Raw genomic sequence first — 20,953 nt, 5'->3', positions numbered from 1 at the left:
CACTCCCCCGTGCAGAGGCGGGCCGTCACGGACGGGCCGCGGCGGGGATGCCGCCGCGGCCCGCGTGGCGAGGTTGCGGCTCAGTTGTAGGAGCCGTCGTAGCTGTCGTGATACTCGTCCATCAGCGCGCGCGCCTGGTCGATCAGCGCCTGGCCGTCGATGCCGCGCTCCTCCATGTCGGCGACCCAGTTCTCGTAGATCGGATCGACGATCTCGAGCCACTTCTTGGCGTCGTCCTCGGACACGGTAACGATGTTGTTGCCGCGGTCCACGGCGGTCTGCCGCGCCGGCGCGTCGGCATCGGCCTGCGTGCCGCCGGCAAAGACCGAGAAGTCGAGGCCGCTGTTCTGGTCGATCGCCGCCTTCAGGTCGTCGGGCAGGCTGTCGTAGCGGTCCTGGTTCATCGCCAGCACGAAGGTCAGGTTGTAAAGCGCGGGCCCCTGGAACTCGGTGTGGTTCGAGACGAGTTCCTGCACCTTGATGGCTGGCGTCACCTCCCACGGGATGGTGGTTCCGTCGATCACGCCCTTGGACAGCGCCTCGGAAATGGCGGGAACCGGCAGGCCAACGGGCTCCGCGCCGACCAGCGTCAGCAGTTCGTTGACCAGCCGCGAGCCGCCGCGGATCTTCATGCCCTCCAGGTCGGAGGGCACCACGACGGGATCCTTGGTGTGGAACATGCCGGGGCCGTGCACCCAGGTGCCGACGATCTTGACGCCGGCGAACTCCCTGTCCGCCATGTGCTCTTCGAACAGCTTCCAGTAGGCATAGGAGGCGGCGCGCGCGTCGGCCACCATGAACGGCAGCTCGAAGACCTCGGTCGAGGGGAAGCGGCCGGGCGTGTAGCCCACGACGGTCCAGACCACGTCGACGATGCCGTCCATCGCCTGGTCGATCAGTTCGGGCGGCGTGCCGCCCAGCTGCATCGACGGGTAGCGCTCCACCTTGATGCGGCCCTCGCTGTCCTCTTCCACATTGTCCGCCCAGACATCGAGTATGAGCTGCGGCACGTTGGCCTGCGCCGGCAGGAACTGGTGCAGGCGCAGCGTCACCTCCTGCGCGGCAGCGGCCGTGCCCAGCCCCGCGCCGATGGCAAGCGCGCCGGCAAGCCCCATCAGGCGTCTGCGATCGATGAACATTCCGGACTCCTCCCCATGCGTGGCGATCTGGGCGCAAGTTCTAGCAGGTCGCTGCAGCGTTGCATCATCTTTCAGGCGCGGGTCCGCCAAAAAGTTATGGGTCATAACGGCTCAGGACCACTGCCGCCGATGACCGGGCGCGCCCGCGCAATCCCGAGTTGAATTCGGTGTTGCAAGGGCCAGACCGCAGGCGAAAAACCAGCGCGCGACTCTTTGCAGGGCGAATCGCCTCTGATATCTTCCGCCGCAACGATAACACGAGGCAAGAGCGGGACGACGGGCGATGCAGGCGGGGTTCCGCGGCACATTCGTCATTTCCTGGTCGCAGACGGAAGTGGACGGGCTGGACGATCCGGCGCTCTCGGCGCTCAGGGTCGGCTCGGTCTGGTCCTGGCGCGGCGACGCGATCTGCGTCGACGGCCCCGGCGGTCCCCTGCGGCTGGACGGCGCACTGGGCGAGGCGGAGATGCGCCGCCGCGCTGCGGGCATGGTGCGCCGGCTGGTGGGGGCGGCACTCGATCATGCCGCCACGGGCCAGCCCGCCCATGTCGATGCAGAGACGCACCTGCCGGAGAACGCCTTCACCGTGACAGACGGGGCGCGGAGTTTCACCGTCACGCTCATCGGTACGGCGCCAGGCCGGCCGCCCCTGCTGATGTTCCTCGACGCCCTGCCACCGCGCGAGACCGACCTCTGGGTGGTGGACCACACGCTTCCGGGGGTCGCGCCCGCCGATCCCGGCCGCGCGCCCGAGCAGGTGATCTGCTTCACCCCCGGCACGCGGATTGCCACGCCGTGCGGCCCGCGCCCGGTGGAAGACCTCGCCGAAGGGGATCGCGTGGCGACCAAGGACAGCGGCCCGCAGGAAATCCTGTGGATCGGGCGCCGTCGCATCGGCGGCGCGCGGCTTTTCGCCATGCCGTCCCTGCGGCCCGTGCGGCTCTCGGCCGGGGCGCTGGGACTGCGTCAGCCCGATGCCACGCTGTGCGTCTCGCCTGCGCACCGGCTGGTGCTGCGCGGCGCGCGGGCGCGTGCGCTGTTCAACACCGACGAGGTGCTGGTCGCGGCGCGCGACCTGATCGACGACCGACAGGTGCGCATCGACCACGCCGCGCGCGAGGTGACCTACATCCATCTGCTTTTGCCGCAGCACGAGGTTCTCTGGGCCAACGGGATAGAGACCGAAAGCTTTCACCCCGCGGGAACGCAACCGGAGGCACTGGCGCCGGACGACCGCGCACGCCTTGTCGCGGGCCTGCCCGGAATCGACACGGACCCGTTCCGCTACGGCCCCTTTGCACGCCGCAGCCTCAGCCGGTCCGAGGCCGCGATCCTGCTGTCGCAGGCGGCCTGACCCCGGACGGCGCCGCGCTCAGTTGCCCGGCACCAGCTTGCCGGGGTTGAGGATGCCCTGCGGGTCGAGCGCCGCCTTGATCGCGCCCATGACCGCCCAGCCCTCGCCATGCTCCCCGGCCATGTAACCGGTCTTGCCCATGCCCACCCCGTGCTCGCCCGTCACGGTGCCGCCCAGCCGAAGCGCCCGCTCGGCCATCCGGTGCGCGAGATCCTTGGCGGTTTCGAGATCGCCCGCATGATCGGGCCGCACGATCAGCGTGGCGTGGAAGTTGCCGTCGCCCACATGGCCCAGGATCGGGCCAGGCATCCCGCTTGCCGCGATGTCGGCCTGTGTCTCCTCCACCGCCTCGGCCAGCCGCGAGATCGGCACGCAGATGTCGGTCACCAGCGCCCGCGCGCCGGGGTGGGCGGCCATGATCGCATAGTAGCCGTTGTGACGCATCCGCCAGAGGTGGCGCCGCTCTTCCTCGCGCGTGGACCATTCGAAGGGATCGCCGCCATGCTCGGCCACCAGCGCGCCGAACAGCTCCGCCTGCTCGGCCACGCCGGTTTCCGAGCCGTGCAGCTCCACCAGAAGGTGCGGTCGCTCCGGCAGATCGGTGCCCGCATGGGCGTTGAAGGCGGCGGCGGAGGCCGCGTCGACGAACTCGATGCGCGCCATCGGCAGGCCCATCTGGATCGTCTCGATCACGCAGTCCACCGCGCCGCCGATGCCGGGAAAGGCCGCGACGCCCGCCGCCACCGCCTCGGGCCGGCCGTGCAGGCGCAGCGTGAGTTCGGTGATCAGGCCCAGCGTGCCCTCGCTGCCCAGCATCAGCGCGGTCAGGTCGTAGCCCGCGGCGGACTTGCGCGCGCGGCTGCCGGTCCGGATCACACGCCCGTCGGCCAGCACCACCTCCAGCCCCAGCACGTTGTCGCGCATCGACCCGTAGCGCACCGTCGTCGTGCCCGAGGCGCGCGTCGCCGCCATGCCGCCAAGGCTCGCGTCGGCCCCAGGATCCACCGGGAAGAAGAGGCCGGTGGCGCGCAGCTCCTCCTCCAGCGCGCGGCGCGTCAGACCGGGCTGCACCGTCACGTCCATGTCCTCGGGCCGCACGTCGAGCACCCGGTTCATGCGCGCGAAATCCACCGCGACGCCGCCCCGCACCGCCAGCGCGTGGCCCTCCAGCGAGGTGCCCGCGCCCCAGCCCACGACCGGCACGCCGTGGCGCGCGCAGATCCGCACGATCTGTTGCACCTCCGCCGTCGTCTCCGGCCAGGCCACCGCATCGGGCGGCGTCAGGCCAAAATGGCTCTCCGACCGGCCGTGCGCCTCCAGATCGGGCTTGGACCGGCTCAGCCGTTCGCCTAGTAAGTCAGAAAGCGCGTCGAGAGCGTCCCGAAGGGCCATGTGTTTTCCCCGCTGTTTCAGCGCCAGCCTATTCCCGCGCGGCGGCGGGGAAAAGACGGGGCAGCGCGGTGCGCCGTCATGAGGGCGCCGTCGTGAGGGCGCCACCGCGCAACCCGATGCTTGCGCAGATCGTGCACACCCGACACGCCTTTCGCCGGGGCTGGCAGCTTCTGCGCCACCGCGGGCCGGGACAGGTGCAGTTCTGGTTCATCGCGCTGGGCGTCGGGATCGCGGCGGCCGGCGCCGCGGTGCTCTTCCGCATGGGAATCGAGACCCTGCAGGAGGCTGCCTACGGTGCAGAGGACCTGCACCGCCTGCACACTTTCGCCGAGACGCTCGCCTGGTGGTGGATCGTCGCCGTGCCCATCGCGGGCGGCCTCGCGGTCGGGCTCCTGCTGCATTTCTTCACGCCGGACGGACGGGTGCGCGCGGTGGCCGACGTGATCGAGGGCGCGGCGCTCAACGACGGGCGGGTCGAGACGAAGGCGGGGCTCACCTCGACCGCCTGCTCGCTGATCACGCTGTCGACGGGCGGCTCGACGGGGCGCGAGGGGCCTGTCGTCCACCTCGCCGCGCTGCTCTCGTCCTGGGTGTCGAACGCGATCCGCGCCGACGGCGTCACCGGGCGCGACCTGCTCGGCTGCGCCGTGGCCGCCGCCGTCTCGGCCAGCTTCAACGCCCCCATCGCCGGCGCGCTCTTCGCGATGGAAGTGGTGCTGCGCCACTTCGCGCTCCATGCCTTCGCGCCGATCGTCATCGCCTCTGCCGCGGGCACGGTGATCGGGCGCATGGCCTTCGGCGACGTCACCAACTTTGTCCTGCCCGGCGGTTCGGTGCTGGAATTCTACGCCGAGATCCCGGCCTTCCTGTTGCTCGGCCTGGTCTGCGGACTGGTCGCGGTGGTCACCATGCGTGCAATCTTCTGGAGCGAGGACGCGGGCAACCTGGTGCAGGCGCGCACGCGGATGCCGCTCTGGCTGCGCCCGGCCGTCACCGGCGCGCTCCTGGGCGGTATCGCCGTGGCCTTTCCGCACATCATCGGCGTGGGCTACGAGACGACGACGCGCGCGCTGACCGGCGACCTGCTGCTGCACGAGGCGGTGGTCTTCTGCATCGTCAAGGTGATTGCCGTGGCCGTCACCATGGCAGGCCGCATGGGCGGTGGCGTCTTCTCTCCATCGCTGATGCTGGGCGCGCTCACCGGGCTCGCCTTCGGCCTGGTCGCCACGGGGCTCTTTCCCGACATCTCCGGCGCGCCCACGCTCTACGCGCTGGCCGGCATGGGCGCGGTGGCGGCGGCCGTTCTCGGCGCGCCGATCTCGACCACGCTGATCGTCTTCGAGCTGACCGGCGACTGGCAGACGGGCCTTGCCGTGATGGTCGCGGTCTCCACCTCCACCGCGCTCGCCTCGCGGCTGGTGGACCGCTCCTTCTTTCTCAGCCAGCTCGAGCGGCGTGGCGTGCATCTCGCGGCCGGCCCGCAGGAATACCTGCTGCAGATGTTCCGCGTGGCCAGCGTGATGCGCGGTCCGCTGGACGACCGCGCACCCGACGAGGCGCGCCTCTGGGATCTCATCGGCAACGGCGTCTACGTCGACGCCAACGCCACGCTCGAAGCGGCGATGCCGATCTTCGACAAGTCGGGCCTGCCCTTCATCCCCGTCGTCCGCCTGACCGGCGCTGGCAAGTCGCCCGAACTGCAGGGCGCGCTCTTCCACGTTGACGCGCTCAAGGCCTACAACCGCGCGCTCGCGGCCACGGCGGAGGAAGAGCACTCCTGACCGGGCGGATCGTGCGCCGGACCGGTGGTTCGCCCACGACAGTCCTTTTTCTTGGGGTCAACTCCTCTCGGGGGGGCGGACAGCCCCTTTTCGCGGATCTCCGGCTCAGAGCGTGCCCTTGGTTGAAGGCACCTCGCCGCCGGCGCGCGGATCGGGCTCGACGGCCTGCCGCAGGGCGCGGGCCACGGCCTTGAACGCGGCCTCGGCGATGTGGTGGCTGTTGACGCCGGCCTCGCGGGTGACGTGCAGCGTGATGCCGCCGTGGCTGGCCAGCGCCTGGAAGAACTCGCGCACCAGCTCCGTGTCGAAGCTGCCGATCTTCTGGGCCGGGAAATCGACGTCCCAGACCAGAAAGGGCCGCCCGGAGAGGTCGAGCGCGGCGGCGACGCGCGCCTCGTCCATCACCAGCGTGAAAGCGCCGTAGCGGCGGATGCCGCGCTTGTCGCCCAGCGCCTCGCGCAGCGCCTGGCCCAGCGCGATGCCGCAGTCCTCGACGGTGTGGTGATCGTCGATGTGCCGGTCGCCCGTCGCCTTCAGGGTGATGTCGATCAGCGCGTGCCGCGCAAGCTGGTCCAGCATGTGGTCGAAGAAGCCGACGCCGGTCGCGATCTCGCGCGCGCCGGTGCCATCCAGGGCGATCTCCAGCGCGATGTCGGTCTCGGCTGTCTTTCGGTCGATGCGGGCGCTGCGCATTGCGGTCTCCCTGGGAACCCCTGCCTTCTAGCGCCGCGCGCGGCTGCCGCCAAGCCCGGCCCGCGCCCATTGCGCCGCCGTGGCGGCTGTGCCAGCCTGCCGCCGGCCATTCGAAAGGGCGCAAACCATGTCCACGCTCGTCTTCGTCCAGCTGCGCTGCAAGCCCGGCACCACCTACCAGGTCGCCGAAGAGATCGTCCTGCGCGAGATCCAGTCAGAGCTCTACTCGACCAGCGGCGAATGGGACCTTCTGATGAAGCTCTACATCCCCGCGGGCGAGGACGTGGGCAAATACATCAATGAACGGTTGCTCGACATCCCGGGCATCGAGCGAAGCCTGACGACGCTGACCTTCAAGGTGTTCTGACAGGCTCTTGACCTTCCAGTTGCTGGAAGCCCCATCTGGGGTGGACGACCGGCAACCGGAGACAGTCATGAGCGACGGACACCGCATCACATTCGCGATCGAGGGCATGACCTGCGCGGGCTGCGTGCGCCATGTGGCGGCGGCGCTGGAGGGCGTGGAGGGCCTGCGCGACGTGCATGTGAACCTCGCCAACGAAACGGCCAGCGTGACAGCGGACGCGCCCGGGCGCGCGCCCGAGGCGGCCGCCGCGCTCGAGCGGGCGGGCTATCCCGCGCGGAGGCGGACGGTCACGCTGGCCGTGTCCGGCATGAACTGCGCCTCCTGCGTGGGGCGGGTCGATTCGGCGCTCGGCTCCGTGCCGGGCGTGCTTTCGGCCGAGGTGAACCTGGCGGCGGAAGAGGCGCGTGTCACGGTGCTGGAGGGGGCGGTGGACCCGCGCCAACTGGCAGATGCCGTCACCCGGGCCGGCTATCCCGCGAAACCCGCCGGCGCCGACGACAGCGCCGACCGCTCCGCGCGCAAGGCCGAAGAGGCGCGGCAGGCCGGGCGGCGCATGCTGATTGCCGCGCTGCTGACGCTGCCGGTCTTCATCCTGGAGATGGGCGGGCACATGATCCCCGGCTTTCACGGGCTGATCGGACGCACCATCGGGCACGATGCAAGCTGGCTGATCCAGTTCGCGCTCACCACCGCCGTGCTGGCCGGACCGGGGCGCGAGTTCTTCCTGCGCGGCGTGCCCGCGCTCCTCAAAGGGGCGCCCGACATGAACAGCCTTGTCGCCGTGGGCACCGCGGCGGCCTGGGGATATTCCACCGTCGCCACCTTCGCGCCGGACCTGCTGCCGGCGGACGTGCGCGCCGTCTATTTCGAGGCCGCGGCGGTGATCGTCACGCTGATCCTGCTGGGCCGCACGCTGGAGGCGCGCGCGAAGGGGCGGACAGGCGCGGCGATCGAACGCCTGATGGGCCTGCGGGCGCGCACGGCGCGCGTCGAGCGGGAGGGCGAGCCGGTCGAGGTGCCGGTGGACGAGGTGCAGCAAGGCGACATCCTGATCGTACGCCCGGGCGAGCGGTTGCCCACGGACGGTGTCGTCACGGATGGCACGGCGCAGGTGGACGAAAGCATGATCACCGGCGAGCCGCTGCCTGTCGAAAAGTCGGTGGGCGATTCCGTGACCGGCGGCACGGTGAACGGCGCGGGCAGCTTCCGTTTTCGTGCGACCGCGGTGGGCGCGGACACCGTGCTGGCGCAGATCACCCGCATGGTCGAGGAGGCGCAGGGCGCGCGCCTGCCGATCCAGTCGCTCGTGGACCGGGTGACGCTGTGGTTCGTGCCCGCCGTGATGGCGGTGGCCGCCGTCACGGTGCTGATCTGGCTGGCGGTGGGGCCGACCGCGACGATGGCGCTTGTCGCCGGCGTGTCCGTGCTCATCATCGCCTGCCCCTGCGCGATGGGTCTTGCCACGCCGACCTCGATCATGGTGGGCACCGGTCGCGCGGCCGACCTGGGCGTGCTCTTCCGCAAGGGCGAGGCGCTGCAGGCGCTGGCCGGCGTGGACGTGGTGGCGCTGGACAAGACCGGGACCGTGACCGAGGGGCGCCCGGAACTGGCGGCGCTGATCCCGGCCCAAGGCGTGGACCGGGACGAGGCGCTGAGCCTCGTCGCCGCGGTCGAGGCGCTGTCGGAGCATCCGATCGCCGCGGCTGTGGTGCGCGCGGCGCGGGCCGAGGGCGTTTCGCTGCCCGAGGCCGAGGACTTCGAGACCGAGACCGGCCGCGGCGTCCGGGCCCGTGTGGACGGGCGCGAGGTTTCCGTAGGCTCGGCGCGCCACATGCGCGAGACGGGCCTCGACCTCTCGGCCTTCGCCGACGAGGACGCACGGCGTGCCGCACGGGGCGAAAGCGTGCTCTACGCCGCCGTGGACGGGCGGCCCGCCGCGCTGATCGCCGTGGCCGACCCGGTCAAGGAGACGAGCCGCGCCGCCATCGCGCGGCTGCGCGAGATGGGCCTCGAGGTCGCGATGATCACCGGCGACCGGGAAGAGACCGCGCAGGCGATCGCGCGCGACACGGGCATCGACCGGGTGATCGCGGGCGTCCTGCCCGACGGCAAGGTCGCCGCGGTGCGCGACCTTCGCAAGGGCGGGCGCAAGCTGGCCTTTGTGGGTGACGGGATCAACGACGCGCCCGCGCTGGCAGAGGCCGAGGTGGGCATCGCCATCGGCACCGGCACCGACGTGGCGATGGAGTCGGCCGACGTTGTGCTGATGTCGGGCGACCTTGCCGGCGTGGTGAACGCGCTCACCGTGTCGCGCGCCACGCTGCGCAACATCCGGCAGAACCTGGTCTGGGCCTTCGGCTACAACACCGCGCTGATCCCGGTCGCGGCGGGCGTGCTCTATCCCGCGACGGGTCTGCTGTTGTCGCCCATGCTGGCGGCGGGGGCGATGGCGCTGTCCTCGGTCTTCGTGCTGACCAACGCGCTGCGGCTGCGCCGCCTGCGCCCCGCGATGGCCGAGGCGCGGGCAGAGCCCCGGCGCTCTGGCGCACAGGTGGCCGCACCGGCGGAATGACGCGCGGCCGGGTTGCGCCCGGGCCACCGATGCGTTTGTCGTGCAGGGCACACGGCAGAGGGAGGCAGCCATGCACCTTGGACTGATCGGCTACGGCACCATCGCGGCGACGCTCGCGCAGCTTCTGGCAGAGCACGGCCCGCGGGCGGAGCGGATCACCGTGCTGACCCGCGCGGGCCGCGAGGATGCGGCGCGCGAGGCGCTGGCCGGCCACGCGGTGGAGGTGGTGACCGACGCGCCCGCGCTGATCGCCGCCCGCCCCGACATCGTGGTCGAATGCGCAGGCCACGGGGCCGTCAGCGCCCATGTCGCGCCCGTCCTGGCGGCGGGGCTGGACGTGGTGCTGGCCTCGGTCGGTGCGCTGGCCGACGCGGGGCTGCACGACGCGCTTCTGTCGGCCGCAGGGGACGGCGGCGCGCGGCTGATCCTGCCGGCGGGCGCGGTGGGCGGCACCGACCTTCTGGCCGCACTCGCCCCCGCCGGCGGGCTGGAGGTGACCTATACCGGCACCAAGCCGCCCGCCGCGTGGAAGGGTACGCCGGCCGAGACGCTGCTGGACCTCGACGCGCTCACGGAGCCGGCTGTCTTCTTCGAGGGCAACGCCCGCAGCGCCGCCGCGCAGTTTCCGAAGAACGCCAACGTGGCGGCGACGCTGGCGCTGGCGGGCGCAGGATTCGAGGCGACGCGCGCGCGGCTGGTCGCCGATCCCGCGGCCCCCGACAACATCCATGAATACGAGGTGATCTCGCCCGTGGCGCGCTATTCCATGCGGATCGAGAACGTGGCCTCCGGCAATGCGAGCACCTCGCTCTCGACGGTCTATTCGCTCAGGCGCGAGATCGCGAACCGGGTCGGGCCGCTTGCCGTCTGAGGCGCGCGCTTGACATCGCGGGCCATGGGTCTTGTTCTAGGGGCGCACAAGGCGAGGGGCAGGAGCGCCACGGCGCGACCGCTTCCAGAAACGGGAGGATACCCATGCGACACTTCATACTCGCCGCGGCGGCGGCCGTGGCGATTGGCGGGACTGCGCAGGCGCAGGACCTGTCGATCGCGACCGGCGGCACGGGCGGCACCTACTATCCCTACGGCGGCGGCCTGGCCGAGCTGATCGGCAAGCACATCGACGGGGCCTCGGCCACCGCCGAAGTGACCGGCGCCTCGGTCGAGAACATGGCGCTGATCTCGCGCGGGGACAGCGACCTTGCCATCGCGCTGGCCGACACCGTGGTTGACGCCTACGAGGGCAACGGCCAGTTCGAGGGCCGCGCGGTGGACGCGCGCGCGCTCGCCTCGATCTATCCCAACGCGATCCAGATCGTGACGCTGGCCGACAGCGGCGTGGAAAGCCTCTCGGACCTCGAGGGGAAGCGCGTCTCGGTCGGGGCGCCGGGCTCCGGCACGGAGGTGAACGCGCGCCGCATTCTCGAAGCCAACGGCATCACCTATGACGACATCGACGCGCAGCGGCTGAACTTCAACGAAACGGCGGATGCGCTGCGCGACGGCGACATCGACGCGGGCTTCTGGTCCGTGGGGCCGCCGACCTCGTCGATCATGAACCTTGCCGCCACGCGCGACATCCGGCTGGTGCCGCTTTCGGACGAGGAGGTGCAGGCCGGCATCGACCAGCATGGCACCTTCGCGGCCTACTCGCTCCGCGCCGGCATCTACGAGGGCGTCGAGGAGGCCGTGCCGACCATCGCGGTGCCCAACGTGCTGGTCGTCCATGCCGACATGGACGAGGATCTGGCCTATCAGATCACCATGAACATGTTCGAGAACGTGGACGAGCTGATCGCGGTGCATCCGGCGGCGAACGACACCACCGTCGACTTCGCGCTTGGCGCGACGCCGATCCCTATGCACCCGGGCGCGCTGCGCTACTACGAGGAGACGGGGGCAGAGATCCCCGACCGGCTCCGCGAGTGAGGCGGAAACGGGCAGGGCGGCCCCTGGTGGCCGCCCTTCTCCTGACGGCGTTGCCGGCCGCGGCGGACACGCTGACGGTCGAGACGGCGGAGAGGCGCGTCCTGCTGACCGAGCGCGCGCCCGAGGGCGCGGAGTGGTGCCTGAGCTGGAACCATTCGGTGACGGGCGGCGATGTCGCCGACTGCTTCGTGAACCGCGAGGGCCGGATGATCCTTTCCCGCTCCTACCTGCACGACTTCTCCGCCGGACTGGGCGAGGTCGAGGGCCGCGGCGGCCGGCTGGCGAACGCGCCGGAGGGCGGTTATTGGCTGGAGGGGATCGACGAGCCGGTGCCGGATGACGCGCTGCCCGTTCGGATCGGGCAACCCTCGACCGACCACCGGCTGACCCTGGGTGGCCGCCAGCATCGCCTTTCGTCGCTGGCGGCGGGCAAGCGGGTCTATCTGCGACTGGAGTGAGCGCATGAACCAGAGCGCCCCGACAGCTGCGCCACCGGGCGCGACAGGCGGCCCGCTGATCCAGTCGACAGGCACCCAGCCGCGGGCGGTGGCGCTTGCGGTGTTCCTTGTCGGCATCGCGCTGTCGCTCTTCCAGCTCTACGGTGCGGGGATCGAGCCGCTGGGCCTGTTCTACCAGCGCACGATCCACCTGAGCTTCATTCTTGTCCTTGCCTTCCTGATCTACCCGGTGACCGGGGTCGAGCGACCGCGCGGCCCGCTGGGCTGGGCGGTGGACGCCGTCTTTCTTGCCGCGGGCGCGGCTTCGGGCGGCTACATCGCGTGGAACCTCGACGCGATCATCAACCGCGCCGGCTTCTGGTCGCAAACCGACATCTGGATGGGCATCCTCGCCACCGTCACCGTGCTGGAGGCCTGCCGCCGCGCCGTGGGCCTCGGCATGACGATCATCGGGGTGGTGGCGATTCTCTACGCGCTGGCCGGCGCGCGGGGCGAATTGCCCTGGCTGGGCGAATGGCTGCCCGGCATCCTGGAGCATCGCGGCAACTCGCTGGAGCGGCTGGTGGGCCAGCTCTACCTGGGGCAGGAGGGGATCTTCGGCCTGCCGCTGGGGGTCGCGGCGACCTATGTCTTCATCTTCGTGCTCTTCGGCGCCTTTCTGGAAGTGACCGGCGCGGGCAAGTTCTTCATCGACCTTGCCTATGCCGCCACCGGCAAGCGGCCGGGCGGGCCGGCCAAGGCGGCGGTGCTGGCCTCTGCCGGCATGGGCTCGATCTCGGGCTCGGCCATCGCCAACGTGGTCACCACGGGCGCCTTCACGATCCCGCTGATGAAGCGGCTGGGCTATCGCCCGGCGCAGGCGGGGGGCATCGAGGCCGCGGCCTCGACCGGCGGGCAGATCACGCCGCCGCTGATGGGGGCGGGCGCCTTCCTGATCTCGGAATACACGCGCATCCCCTACATCGACATCGTCGTGCTCTCGATCTTCCCGGCCATCCTCTATCTCGGGACCGTCTATCTCTTCGTGCACATCGTGGCGATGAAGCGCGGGATGGAGGGTGTGCCGCAGGACGAGCTTCCGCGCTTCGCCCGCGTCATGGCCGACGGCTGGCAGTTCGTCATCCCGCTCTTCCTGCTGGTCTGGCTGCTGGTCAACAACCTGTCGCCCATGCGGGTGGGCTTCTGGGCAATCCTGACGGTGATCGGTGTGGCGGGCCTGCGCGCCTGCCTCGACATCTTCGTGTTCGAGCCGCGCGCTGGCAGGCCGGCCTCGGTCGAGCGGGTGACGGAGGCGGTGGGCAACGGCGTGCAGATGATCCTCGGCGCGCTCGCGCTCGGCGCGCGCAACGCGGTCGCGGTCAGCATGGCCTGCGCGGTGGCCGGCATCATCGTGGGCGTCGTGGGGCTGACCGGGCTGGGGCTGAAGTTCTCGTCGATGATGGTGGCCTTCTCGGGCGGCAACATGCTGCTTGCGCTGATCCTCGTGCTGCTCGCGAGCCTCGTGCTCGGCATGGGGCTGCCGGTGACGGCGGCCTACATCGTGCTGATCGTCCTGGTGGGGCCGGCGCTGACGGAGGAGTTCGGCATCCCGCTGCTGATCGCGCATCTGGTGGTGTTCTGGTATTCGCAGGACAGCAACGTGACGCCGCCCATCGCGCTTGCGGGCTTCGCGGGCGCGGCGATCGCGGGGGCGAAGCCGCTGGAGACCTCTGTGCAGGCGTGGAAATTCGCCAAGGGCCTCTACCTGATTCCGCTCTTCATGGTCTACAACCCCGAGATCATCCAGGGCGGGCCGCTGCCCGTGTTGCTCTGGACGGGGCTGACCGCGATCCTCGCGCTGGTGGCCTTCGCCGCCGCGCTCGAGGGCTGGCTCTTCACCCGGATGGACTGGGTCTCGCGCGCGGCCATGGTGCCCGCGACCGTCGGCATCTTCTACCCCGATATCCGGTTCGAGATCGCGGGCGCGCTGGCGATTGCGCTGATCCTTGGCTGGAACTGGGTCGTGTCCCGCCGCGCGCCCACCGCTGTCGAGGCAACCCGGGAGCCTGCCAGGCCCTCCTGATCCCCGACCGACGCTGTGGCCGGACGTCCGCAAAAGGCCGTGCGCGGACGTCGTGCATGTGGTCGTTCCCTGTGCGCTCCGGCCGGTATCCGCCGCCGCAAGGCGTCGCCTGCACCATGGCGATTGACAAGTCCGAGTGAAACACTCAGACATTGGGGTACAACCGTCGCCAACGGGAGACCGCGCATGACCACCGATGGGGAACCGAAAGACCCTTGTCCCGCCGCGCCGCGCGAGGCGCGCCTGCCGCCCGACTGGGGACAGGTGCTGACACAGGCGCTGGACGGGGCCTTGCCCGACACGCCGGCACTGGAAACGATGCTGGACCGCTGGTCCGGGGAGCGCCGCGGATGAGCGCCGCGGGCGGGGTTCCGGTGGGCCGGCTGGACGGTCTGACCGCGGGCGAGGCGCGTGCGGTCCGCGGACTGCGGCGGTGGTGCGACGGCACGGCGTCATGGGCGGCCTATGCAACGGAACTGGAGCGCGAGATCGGCCGGAAGCGCGCCGCCGACGGCACCCGCGCGCTCGACACCTGCTGCCGGCTCCTCCTGACGCAGCCGCGCCGCCCGCTGGTGCGGCACTCGGCGGGCTGCATCTGCGTCGGCGCGGACGAGGCGGTCTTTGCCCGGATCATCGCCTCGGCCGGCGCCGGAGAGCGCGAGGACGCGATGCTGATGGCCTGCCTCCTGGCGCGCGCGGACCTCGCCGCGCCGATCTGCGCCGCGGCGGAAGTGGCCGGCATGGCGCTGTGGCAGGAGGCCGCCCTGCCGCAGGAGACGGCGCCGCGGGGGCTGAGGCTGAACTAGGTCCAGGCGATCCGCTGGAAGGCGTCCCGCAGGGCCTGGCTCCAGGCCGCGCTCATCGCCGCGAAGCGGTCGTCGTTGGCGCCGATGCGGTGGCGTTCGCTCACGGCCAGTGCGTCCACCTCGATCACGGCCATGTCGAGCGGCATGCCGACGCTGAGGTTCGAGCGCAGGGTGGAATCCATAGACAGCAGCACCGCCTTCTTCGCCTCGGCCAGCGTGGTGTCCATCGTCACCACGCGGTCGAGGATCGGCTTGCCGTACTTGTGCTCGCCGATCTGCAAAAAGGGCGTATCCTCGGTGGCCTCGATGAAGTTGCCCTCGGGATAGATCAGGAACATCCGCATCGGGCCGCCCTTGCGCTGGCCCGCCAGGATCATCGAGGCGCTGGCCTGCTGGCCCGCCATGCGCTCCATCCGGCCCTGAAGCTCGACCGTCACATCGGACAGCGTATCCCCCACGATGCCGGCCACGTTGAGCAGCGTCGGCGCCTTGAGGATCGAGCGCGTCTCGTCCGCCTCGGGGTGCTCTGCGGCCTCGGTCAGCCGCGCCAGCGTGGTCTGGGTGACCGACAGGTTGCCCGCCGTCATGATCGCCAGGACCCGCTCGCCCGGCACCTCGAAGGTAAAGAGCTTGCGGTAGGTGGCGATGTTGTCGAGCCCCGCGTTGGTGCGGGTATCGGCCAGCAGCACCATCCCCGCCTTCAGCAGCAGTCCCACGCAATAGGTCATTCCGCCCGCGCCTCTCGGTCTCGTTTTGACGCGCAGGCTAGGCGCGCCCGCGCGGTCCCGCAATCGCTATTGCTGCGCGGCCTCCACCGCCACCGTGACCTGCATCGACTCTTCGGCGCCGCCGCGCGTCACGCCCCGGATGGGGGCCGCATCCTCGGCATCGAGGCCCGAGCCGACCCGGATGTAATGTTCGTTCGGGCAGCACTTGTTCGCGGCATCGAAGCCCACCCAGCCAAGGCCCGTGACATGCAGTTCGGCCCAGGCATGGCTGGCCTCGTGCGCCCCCTCCTCCGAGGAGGCATGCAGATAGCCCGTGACGTAGCGCGCGGGCATGCCGGCCAGGCTGGCCGCGGCGATCATGACATGGGTGTGGTCCTGACAGACGCCGGCACCCTGCGCCAGTGCCTCGGCGGCCGTGGTGTGGGCGTGGGTCTCTCCGGGGGCGTAGACGATGGCGTCGGCCACGGCGGCGGCAAGGGCATGGGCGCGGTCGAGATCGGGGGCCGTGTCGCATCCCTCCAGTGCCCTGCGGACAAGCGCCGCGATCGCCTTGTCCGGCCGCGTGCGGCGCGTCGTGCGGCGATAGGCCAGCGGCGGCACCGCCTCGCGGTGGCCGCGCAGGACGCCGGCGGTGTCGGTGGTCTCGACCTCGCCCGCGATGGCGACCGCGACCTCCCGGACGGGGCCGCGCAGGACCATGGTGCGCACCTGATCGCCTGCTCCGTCGCGGAACGCCGCGCCCCAGGTCGCGCCCTCGACCTCGACCCGCCAGTCGAGGACTTTCTGCCCCTCGCACTCGGCCGGGATCAGCCGGTGGCTTTGCACCACGCCGCGCACGGGAACGTCGAAGCGGTAGCGCGTGACGTGGCTGACCCTGAGCCTCATCGCGCTTCCCCCGTCAGGTAGGCGTCGTGCACCGCCTGCGCCAGCGCGGCATTCTCGGCGATGAAGCGGGTCAGGAATTCGTGCAGCCCCTCGTCGAAGATCTCCTCGACCTTGGCCTCTGCAAGTCCGGCCAGCAGGTGGCGCGAGGCGTCCTGTGCCGGCGTGGCGCGGCCGTAGCCGCGCGCCAGCGAGTCGAGGCAGTCGTTGGCGGTGCCCACGCAACTCAGCAGCGAGCGCGGGAAGAGGCGATTGAGGATCAGGAAATGCGCGATGCGCGATGCCGTGAGTTCGCCGCCGTAGGCCCAGTTGTAGGCGCGGTGCGCCGAGAGCGCGCGCAGGAGCGTCGTCCACTGATAGGTGTCGAGGCCCGAGCCGACGTAGCTGATCGACGGCAGCAGGACGAAGTATTTCACGTCGAGAAAGCGCGCCGTGTTGTCCGCCCGCTCGATGGCATAACCGATGTTGAGGAAGTGGTAGCCGTCGTCGCGCAGCTGCGTGGCCTCGATGCTGCCCCGCACCAGCGCGGTCATCCGCAGCGTCCAGTCGGCAAGGTCGGGCAGGGCGAGCTGCGACCGCTCGCGCCGCTGCATTGCGTGAAATTCCTGCCAGGCGCCATTGATCGCGTCCCAGACCTGCGTTGTGAGCGCGGTGCGCACGATGCGCGCGTTCTCGCGCGCGGCGCCCAGGCAACTGCCCACAGAAGCGGGATTGTCGAGATCGAAGAACAGGAAGGTCTCGATGTCGCGCTGCCGCGTCTCGTCCCCGTATTTCTCGGCGAAGCGGCCGGCGGCGCCCATCGCCTGCAGGATGGCGCCCCATTCGTTGCGAAAGCCGCCGCCGGTATTGGGCAGCAGCGCGTTGCGGTGGCCCACGTCCATGAGCCGCGCGGTGGTCTCGGCGCGCTCGAGGTAGCGGGCGATCCAGAAAAGATTGGCGGCGGTGCGGCTCAGCATGGGCTCATTCCGCGATCACCCAGGTATCCTTGACCCCGCCGCCCTGGCTGGAGTTGACCACCAGCGAGCCCTCGGTCAGGGCCACCCGCGTCAGCCCGCCGGGCACCAGTTCGACCGTCTCGCCCACAAGGCAATAAGGCCGCAGGTCCACGTGGCGCGGCGCGATCCCCTCCTCCACGAAGGTGGGGCAGGTGGAGAGCGCCAGCGTCGGCTGGGCGATGTAGTTCGCCGGGTTCTGGCGCAGCTTGGCGGCGAAAGCCTCGCGCGTGGCTGTATCCGCCCTGGGGCCGATCAGCATGCCGTAGCCGCCCGAGCCATGCACCTCCTTGACCACCAGTTCCCCCAGACGGTCGAGGACATAGGCCAGATCGTCGGGCTCCGAACAGCGCCAGGTCGGCACGTTGTCCAGCAGCGGCTCTTCGCCGAGGTAGAAGCGGATCATCTCGGGGACGTAGACATAGACCGCCTTGTCGTCGGCCACGCCCGCGCCGGGGGCCGAACAGATCGCCACGCCGCCCGAGCGATAGACGTTCATCAGCCCCGGCACGCCCAGCGCGCTGTCGGGGCGGAAGCACAGCGGGTCGAGAAAGGCGTCGTCGATCCGGCGATAGATCACGTCCACCTTCTGCGGCCCCTCCGTCGTGCGCATCCAGACGAAATCGCCCTCGACGAACAGGTCCTGCCCCTCGACCAGGTCCACGCCCATCAGGTCGGCGAGAAAGCTGTGCTCGTAATAGGCCGAGTTGTAGGCGCCCGGGGTCAGCACGACGATGCAGGGGTCGCCCGTGCATTTCGCCGGCGCGGCCGAGGCGAGCGTGCGCTTGAGCAGCCGCGCGTAGCCGTCCACCGGCGCGACCCGCATCTCCTGGAAGAGCTGCGGAAACATCCGCATCATGATCTCGCGGTTCTCCAGCATGTAGGACACGCCGGACGGTGTGCGGCAGTTGTCCTCCAGCACATGGAACCGGTCCGGTCCGGTGCGCACGATGTCGATGCCGACCACATGGGAATAGACGCCCAGCGGCGGGCGGAAGCCCGCGACGGCGATCTCGTAGGCCTCGTTTCGGTGCACGATCCCGGCGGGGATGCGGCCCGCGCGCAGGATCTCGGCCCGGTCGTAGATGTCGGCGAGAAAGGCGTTGAGCGCGCGCGCCCGCTGCTTGATGCCGCGCTCCAGCCGCCGCCATTCCGGGGCGGTAAAGACCCGCGGGAACATGTCGAAGGGCATCAGGCGGTCCGGGTCGCCGCCCTCGCCATAGACTGCGAATGTGATGCCGAAGCGGCGGAACAGGGCCTCTGCCTCGGTCTGCTTGAGATGACGCAACTCGGCCGGCATGGTCTGTTGCCAGTTCTCCAGCGCGCGATAGGGCGCGCGCAGGGCGCCGCCGGCGTACATCTCGTTGAAGGCGTTCGTCATCGCAGTCCCCGCTTCCCCCGCACATCAAGCCGTCGCCCCGCGCCGAGGAAAATGCTGGTGCCGGTCGGGACGGGGTATCCTGCCGAAACGGGCAGCGGTTTCAGGGTCTTTTGATCAATCCCTGTGCGCCAATGAAATTCGCAACGGGGGCTTGGGCTTGGTGACGGAAGCACTATGCTGGCCAGCGATCCGCAGACCGAGCCCGCACACCGCATGTCCCTGAGCTTCGAGGCCCGCCTTCACGACCTGATCGCGGCGATCTATCCGCGAGCCGACCGCGCCGATCTGGCCGCGCGCATCACGCAGGCCTTCTGGCCCGGCGAGCGCCCGCGCCGGCGCCGGGCGCGCGTGCCCTCCAACAACTTCTGGTCGGAAAGGGACGCGCTGCTCATCACCTACGGCAACTCCATCGTGGACGGGGTGCACAAGCCGCTGGACCTGTTGCGCGACTTCCTGCACCGAAACCTGCGCGGCACGGTGGACGGTGTGCATATCCTGCCGTTCTTTCCCTTCACCTCGGACGACGGTTTTGCCGTGACCGACTACCGCGCAGTCAATCCCACGCTGGGCGACTGGTCGGACATCCGGCGCATCGCGGCCGAGTTCAAGCTGATGTCCGACCTGGTGCTGAACCATGTCTCGAGCCAGGGGCCTTGGTTCACCGCCTATCTTCAGGGCCATTCGCCCTACGACCGTTTCTTCATGGAGGCCGATCCGGGCGAGGACCTCAGCCTTGTCGTCCGCCCGCGCACCCATCCGCTGCTGCGCCGGGTCGAGACGGCGGCCGGCCCCGCCCACGTCTGGTGCACCTTCAGCCACGACCAGATCGACCTCGATTTCCGCAATCCCGAGGTGCTGCTGGAATTCCTGGCGATCATGCGGCTGCACATCGACAACGGGGTGCGCATCCTGAGGCTGGATGCCGTGGCCTTCCTGTGGAAGGTCGTGGGCACGCCCTGCATCCACCTGCCCGAAACCCACGCGATCGTGCGGCTGATGCGGCTCTTGTGCGACTACGCCGTCGAGCCCGTGATCCTGGTGACCGAGACCAACGTGCCGAAGGCCGAGAACCTCAGCTACTTCGGCAACCGCAACGAGGCGCATGTCGTCTACAACTTCTCGCTGCCGCCGCTGCTGCTGCACGCGCTGCAGTCAGGAACCGCGCGCTACCTGATCCGCTGGCAGCAGGGGATGCCGCCCGCGCAGCTGGGCTGCGCCTATCTGAACTTCTCGGCCAGCCACGACGGGATCGGGATGCGCCCGGCCGAAGGCATCCTGCCCCCCGAAGAGGTGGCGCGCAGCATCGACTGCGCGACGGGGCAGGGGGGCCTCGTGTCGATGCGCACCGCTCCCGACAGGAGCGAGACGCCCTACGAGATCAACATCACCTGGTTCGACGCGATGGGCGCCACCTGCGCGGGCGAGACGGCGCATCACATGGAGCGCTTCCTGTGCTCGCAGACCATCGTCATGGCGCTGGAGGGTATCCCGGCCTTCTACATCCATGCGCTGCTTGCCACGGGCAACGACCACGCGGGGGTGCAGAAGACGGGTGTCGCACGCGCGATCAACCGCCACCGCTGGCACTATCCGGATCTGCAGACGCGGCTCGACGATCCCGAAAGCCGCCAGGCCCGCGCGCTGGGCGAGTTGCGGCGGCGCATGGGCGTGCGCCGCCGGCAGCCGGCCTTCCACCCGAACGCCACGCAGTTCACCCTGCAACTCGACGAGCGCGTGTTCGGGCTGTGGCGGCAGAGCCTCGACCGCGGCCAGTCGGTCTTTGCGCTGCACAACGTCAGCGGCGAGACGGTCGAGATAGAGCCCTCGGCCATCAACCTGATCGACGGCGAGGACTGGTGCGACCTGCTGTCGGGCGAGCGGATCGCATCCGTGGGGCCTGCGATCCGCCTCGCCCCCTACCAGTGCCGCTGGATCAGCAATCGGGGCTGATCCGGCGTCCGGGTGTCACTCCGAAAGCTCGCCTGCCGTCTCGAAGTAGGTCTCTGCAAGGCTGCGCACCTCGTCGGCGTCGTGCGCCTCGGAGGCCAGGTGCAGCGCCTCCAGCGTCTCGGGCAGGGCGCCGAACTCCTCGTTGATCTTCGCCAGCGCCGCCTCGATCGTGTAGGTGTATTCGTGTATCTCCTCCATGTCGGCGACGGAAAGATCCTCGCGCTCCAGCACGTCGCGGACCTTGGCGTTGTACTCGGTGAAGTTGGTCAGCGCCTGCTCCAGCGTCTCGGAGGGCTCAATGGCGTAGTGCTGCACATCGTCCTCGTCGGCCGTGGCGGCGAGCGCCGACAGCCCCAGGGCGGCGGTGGCGATCAGGGATCTGATTGCGGTCATCTCTGCTTCCTTCGGTTGAGGCGGCTTGGGTTCGCGCTGCGCGCCAAAGCCTAGTGTTTCAGTCGGATAATCCC

General features: G+C 70.1%; 19 protein-coding genes. 11 read left to right on the top strand and 8 right to left on the bottom strand.

Annotated elements, in window-relative coordinates; all coding sequences use genetic code 11:
• Positions 1 to 80: 80 nt before the first annotated feature.
• The gene (locus ACLFOB_RS01285; RefSeq protein ID WP_410917817.1) at positions 81 to 1,115 is read right to left on the bottom strand and encodes a TRAP transporter substrate-binding protein; all 1,035 of its coding nucleotides are present in this window, start codon (positions 1,113 to 1,115) and stop codon (positions 81 to 83) included.
• A gap of 307 nt (positions 1,116 to 1,422) precedes the next feature.
• Between ACLFOB_RS01285 and ACLFOB_RS01280 the strand changes: the two genes are divergently transcribed.
• Positions 1,423 to 2,493, top strand: coding sequence for a Hint domain-containing protein (locus ACLFOB_RS01280; protein ID WP_410924447.1), 1,071 nt, complete (start codon positions 1,423 to 1,425; stop codon positions 2,491 to 2,493).
• An 18-nt stretch (positions 2,494 to 2,511) separates the two neighbouring features.
• Here the strand turns inward: ACLFOB_RS01280 and ACLFOB_RS01275 are convergent, their stop codons facing one another.
• On the bottom strand, positions 2,512 to 3,885 hold the full coding sequence (locus tag ACLFOB_RS01275) for an FAD-binding oxidoreductase (RefSeq protein WP_410924445.1): 1,374 nt from the start codon (positions 3,883 to 3,885) through the stop codon (positions 2,512 to 2,514).
• Positions 3,886 to 4,001: 116 nt separating this feature from the next.
• Here ACLFOB_RS01275 and ACLFOB_RS01270 point away from each other — a divergent pair, with 116 nt between their 5' ends.
• Complete coding sequence (locus ACLFOB_RS01270; RefSeq protein WP_410924468.1) at positions 4,002 to 5,666, top strand: chloride channel protein; 1,665 nt, start codon at positions 4,002 to 4,004, stop codon at positions 5,664 to 5,666.
• Between the two features lie 105 nt (positions 5,667 to 5,771).
• Here the strand turns inward: ACLFOB_RS01270 and hisB are convergent, their stop codons facing one another.
• A complete protein-coding gene (gene hisB / locus ACLFOB_RS01265) occupies positions 5,772 to 6,359 on the bottom strand; it encodes an imidazoleglycerol-phosphate dehydratase HisB (protein ID WP_410924443.1) in 588 nt (195 codons plus the stop codon).
• Between the two features lie 127 nt (positions 6,360 to 6,486).
• Here hisB and ACLFOB_RS01260 point away from each other — a divergent pair, with 127 nt between their 5' ends.
• The 8 genes from ACLFOB_RS01260 to ACLFOB_RS01225 all read left to right on the top strand — a co-directional run bounded on the left by ACLFOB_RS01260 (position 6,487) and on the right by ACLFOB_RS01225 (position 14,553).
• The gene (locus tag ACLFOB_RS01260) at positions 6,487 to 6,726 is read left to right on the top strand and encodes an Lrp/AsnC ligand binding domain-containing protein (RefSeq protein WP_410918469.1); all 240 of its coding nucleotides are present in this window, start codon (positions 6,487 to 6,489) and stop codon (positions 6,724 to 6,726) included.
• A gap of 67 nt (positions 6,727 to 6,793) precedes the next feature.
• Entirely contained in the window at positions 6,794 to 9,298 is a 2,505-nt protein-coding gene (locus tag ACLFOB_RS01255; RefSeq protein ID WP_410924442.1) for a heavy metal translocating P-type ATPase, read from the top strand.
• Between the two features lie 70 nt (positions 9,299 to 9,368).
• A complete protein-coding gene (locus ACLFOB_RS01250) occupies positions 9,369 to 10,169 on the top strand; it encodes an aspartate dehydrogenase (RefSeq protein ID WP_410924441.1) in 801 nt (266 codons plus the stop codon).
• Positions 10,170 to 10,273: 104 nt separating this feature from the next.
• The gene (locus ACLFOB_RS01245; protein ID WP_410924439.1) at positions 10,274 to 11,227 is read left to right on the top strand and encodes a TAXI family TRAP transporter solute-binding subunit; all 954 of its coding nucleotides are present in this window, start codon (positions 10,274 to 10,276) and stop codon (positions 11,225 to 11,227) included.
• Positions 11,228 to 11,253: 26 nt separating this feature from the next.
• Complete coding sequence (locus tag ACLFOB_RS01240) at positions 11,254 to 11,685, top strand: DUF1850 domain-containing protein (protein WP_410924437.1); 432 nt, start codon at positions 11,254 to 11,256, stop codon at positions 11,683 to 11,685.
• Between the two features lie 4 nt (positions 11,686 to 11,689).
• Complete coding sequence (locus ACLFOB_RS01235; protein WP_410917382.1) at positions 11,690 to 13,747, top strand: TRAP transporter permease; 2,058 nt, start codon at positions 11,690 to 11,692, stop codon at positions 13,745 to 13,747.
• Between the two features lie 186 nt (positions 13,748 to 13,933).
• Positions 13,934 to 14,101: a hypothetical protein gene (locus tag ACLFOB_RS01230; RefSeq protein WP_410917381.1), complete on the top strand. Its 168-nt coding sequence runs from the start codon at positions 13,934 to 13,936 to the stop codon at positions 14,099 to 14,101.
• Positions 14,098 to 14,553: a hypothetical protein gene (locus tag ACLFOB_RS01225; protein ID WP_410917380.1), complete on the top strand. Its 456-nt coding sequence runs from the start codon at positions 14,098 to 14,100 to the stop codon at positions 14,551 to 14,553. The genes ACLFOB_RS01230 and ACLFOB_RS01225 overlap by 4 nt, the downstream gene beginning before the upstream one ends.
• Here ACLFOB_RS01225 and ACLFOB_RS01220 read toward each other — a convergent pair.
• The 4 genes from ACLFOB_RS01220 to ACLFOB_RS01205 all read right to left on the bottom strand — a co-directional run bounded on the left by ACLFOB_RS01220 (position 14,550) and on the right by ACLFOB_RS01205 (position 18,536).
• Entirely contained in the window at positions 14,550 to 15,281 is a 732-nt protein-coding gene (locus ACLFOB_RS01220; protein WP_410917379.1) for a peptidase, read from the bottom strand. The genes ACLFOB_RS01225 and ACLFOB_RS01220 overlap by 4 nt on opposite strands.
• A gap of 66 nt (positions 15,282 to 15,347) precedes the next feature.
• Positions 15,348 to 16,166 carry a transglutaminase family protein gene (locus ACLFOB_RS01215; protein WP_410924435.1) on the bottom strand — a complete coding sequence of 273 codons (819 nt, stop codon included), beginning with the start codon at positions 16,164 to 16,166 and terminating at the stop codon, positions 15,348 to 15,350.
• Entirely contained in the window at positions 16,163 to 17,119 is a 957-nt protein-coding gene (locus tag ACLFOB_RS01210; protein WP_410924433.1) for an alpha-E domain-containing protein, read from the bottom strand. Before ACLFOB_RS01210 ends, ACLFOB_RS01215 begins: the two co-directional genes overlap by 4 nt.
• Positions 17,120 to 17,123: 4 nt before the next feature.
• Positions 17,124 to 18,536 carry a circularly permuted type 2 ATP-grasp protein gene (locus ACLFOB_RS01205; protein ID WP_410924431.1) on the bottom strand — a complete coding sequence of 471 codons (1,413 nt, stop codon included), beginning with the start codon at positions 18,534 to 18,536 and terminating at the stop codon, positions 17,124 to 17,126.
• A gap of 174 nt (positions 18,537 to 18,710) precedes the next feature.
• On the opposite strand from ACLFOB_RS01205, the gene ACLFOB_RS01200 reads away from it, so the two are divergent.
• Positions 18,711 to 20,486 (top strand): sugar phosphorylase, encoded by a 1,776-nt coding sequence (locus tag ACLFOB_RS01200; protein ID WP_410924429.1) that lies wholly within the window; start codon positions 18,711 to 18,713, stop codon positions 20,484 to 20,486.
• Positions 20,487 to 20,501: 15 nt separating this feature from the next.
• Here the strand turns inward: ACLFOB_RS01200 and ACLFOB_RS01195 are convergent, their stop codons facing one another.
• Entirely contained in the window at positions 20,502 to 20,879 is a 378-nt protein-coding gene (locus ACLFOB_RS01195) for a DUF6746 family protein (protein ID WP_410916455.1), read from the bottom strand.
• Positions 20,880 to 20,953: the final 74 nt, after the last annotated feature.

Origin of the sequence: Rhodosalinus sp., assembly GCF_046542825.1 — a bacterium.
Classification (GTDB): Bacteria; Pseudomonadota; Alphaproteobacteria; order Rhodobacterales; family Rhodobacteraceae; genus Rhodosalinus.
This window is presented reverse-complemented; position numbering and strand designations above follow the sequence as displayed.

What these genes read in the sequence shown, in the direction of transcription:
- ACLFOB_RS01285 (WP_410917817.1), bottom strand. Translation starts at nt 1,115, where the DNA reads ATGGGGCTTGCCGGCGCGCTTGCCATCGGCGCGGGGCTGGGCACGGCC.
- ACLFOB_RS01280 (WP_410924447.1), top strand. Translation starts at nt 1,423, where the DNA reads ATGCAGGCGGGGTTCCGCGGCACATTCGTCATTTCCTGGTCGCAGACG.
- ACLFOB_RS01275 (WP_410924445.1), bottom strand. Translation starts at nt 3,885, where the DNA reads ATGGCCCTTCGGGACGCTCTCGACGCGCTTTCTGACTTACTAGGCGAA.
- ACLFOB_RS01270 (WP_410924468.1), top strand. Translation starts at nt 4,002, where the DNA reads ATGCTTGCGCAGATCGTGCACACCCGACACGCCTTTCGCCGGGGCTGG.
- hisB (WP_410924443.1), bottom strand. Translation starts at nt 6,359, where the DNA reads ATGCGCAGCGCCCGCATCGACCGAAAGACAGCCGAGACCGACATCGCG.
- ACLFOB_RS01260 (WP_410918469.1), top strand. Translation starts at nt 6,487, where the DNA reads ATGTCCACGCTCGTCTTCGTCCAGCTGCGCTGCAAGCCCGGCACCACC.
- ACLFOB_RS01255 (WP_410924442.1), top strand. Translation starts at nt 6,794, where the DNA reads ATGAGCGACGGACACCGCATCACATTCGCGATCGAGGGCATGACCTGC.
- ACLFOB_RS01250 (WP_410924441.1), top strand. Translation starts at nt 9,369, where the DNA reads ATGCACCTTGGACTGATCGGCTACGGCACCATCGCGGCGACGCTCGCG.
- ACLFOB_RS01245 (WP_410924439.1), top strand. Translation starts at nt 10,274, where the DNA reads ATGCGACACTTCATACTCGCCGCGGCGGCGGCCGTGGCGATTGGCGGG.
- ACLFOB_RS01235 (WP_410917382.1), top strand. Translation starts at nt 11,690, where the DNA reads ATGAACCAGAGCGCCCCGACAGCTGCGCCACCGGGCGCGACAGGCGGC.
- ACLFOB_RS01230 (WP_410917381.1), top strand. Translation starts at nt 13,934, where the DNA reads ATGACCACCGATGGGGAACCGAAAGACCCTTGTCCCGCCGCGCCGCGC.
- ACLFOB_RS01225 (WP_410917380.1), top strand. Translation starts at nt 14,098, where the DNA reads ATGAGCGCCGCGGGCGGGGTTCCGGTGGGCCGGCTGGACGGTCTGACC.
- ACLFOB_RS01220 (WP_410917379.1), bottom strand. Translation starts at nt 15,281, where the DNA reads ATGACCTATTGCGTGGGACTGCTGCTGAAGGCGGGGATGGTGCTGCTG.
- ACLFOB_RS01215 (WP_410924435.1), bottom strand. Translation starts at nt 16,166, where the DNA reads ATGAGGCTCAGGGTCAGCCACGTCACGCGCTACCGCTTCGACGTTCCC.
- ACLFOB_RS01210 (WP_410924433.1), bottom strand. Translation starts at nt 17,119, where the DNA reads ATGCTGAGCCGCACCGCCGCCAATCTTTTCTGGATCGCCCGCTACCTC.
- ACLFOB_RS01205 (WP_410924431.1), bottom strand. Translation starts at nt 18,536, where the DNA reads ATGACGAACGCCTTCAACGAGATGTACGCCGGCGGCGCCCTGCGCGCG.
- ACLFOB_RS01200 (WP_410924429.1), top strand. Translation starts at nt 18,711, where the DNA reads ATGCTGGCCAGCGATCCGCAGACCGAGCCCGCACACCGCATGTCCCTG.
- ACLFOB_RS01195 (WP_410916455.1), bottom strand. Translation starts at nt 20,879, where the DNA reads ATGACCGCAATCAGATCCCTGATCGCCACCGCCGCCCTGGGGCTGTCG.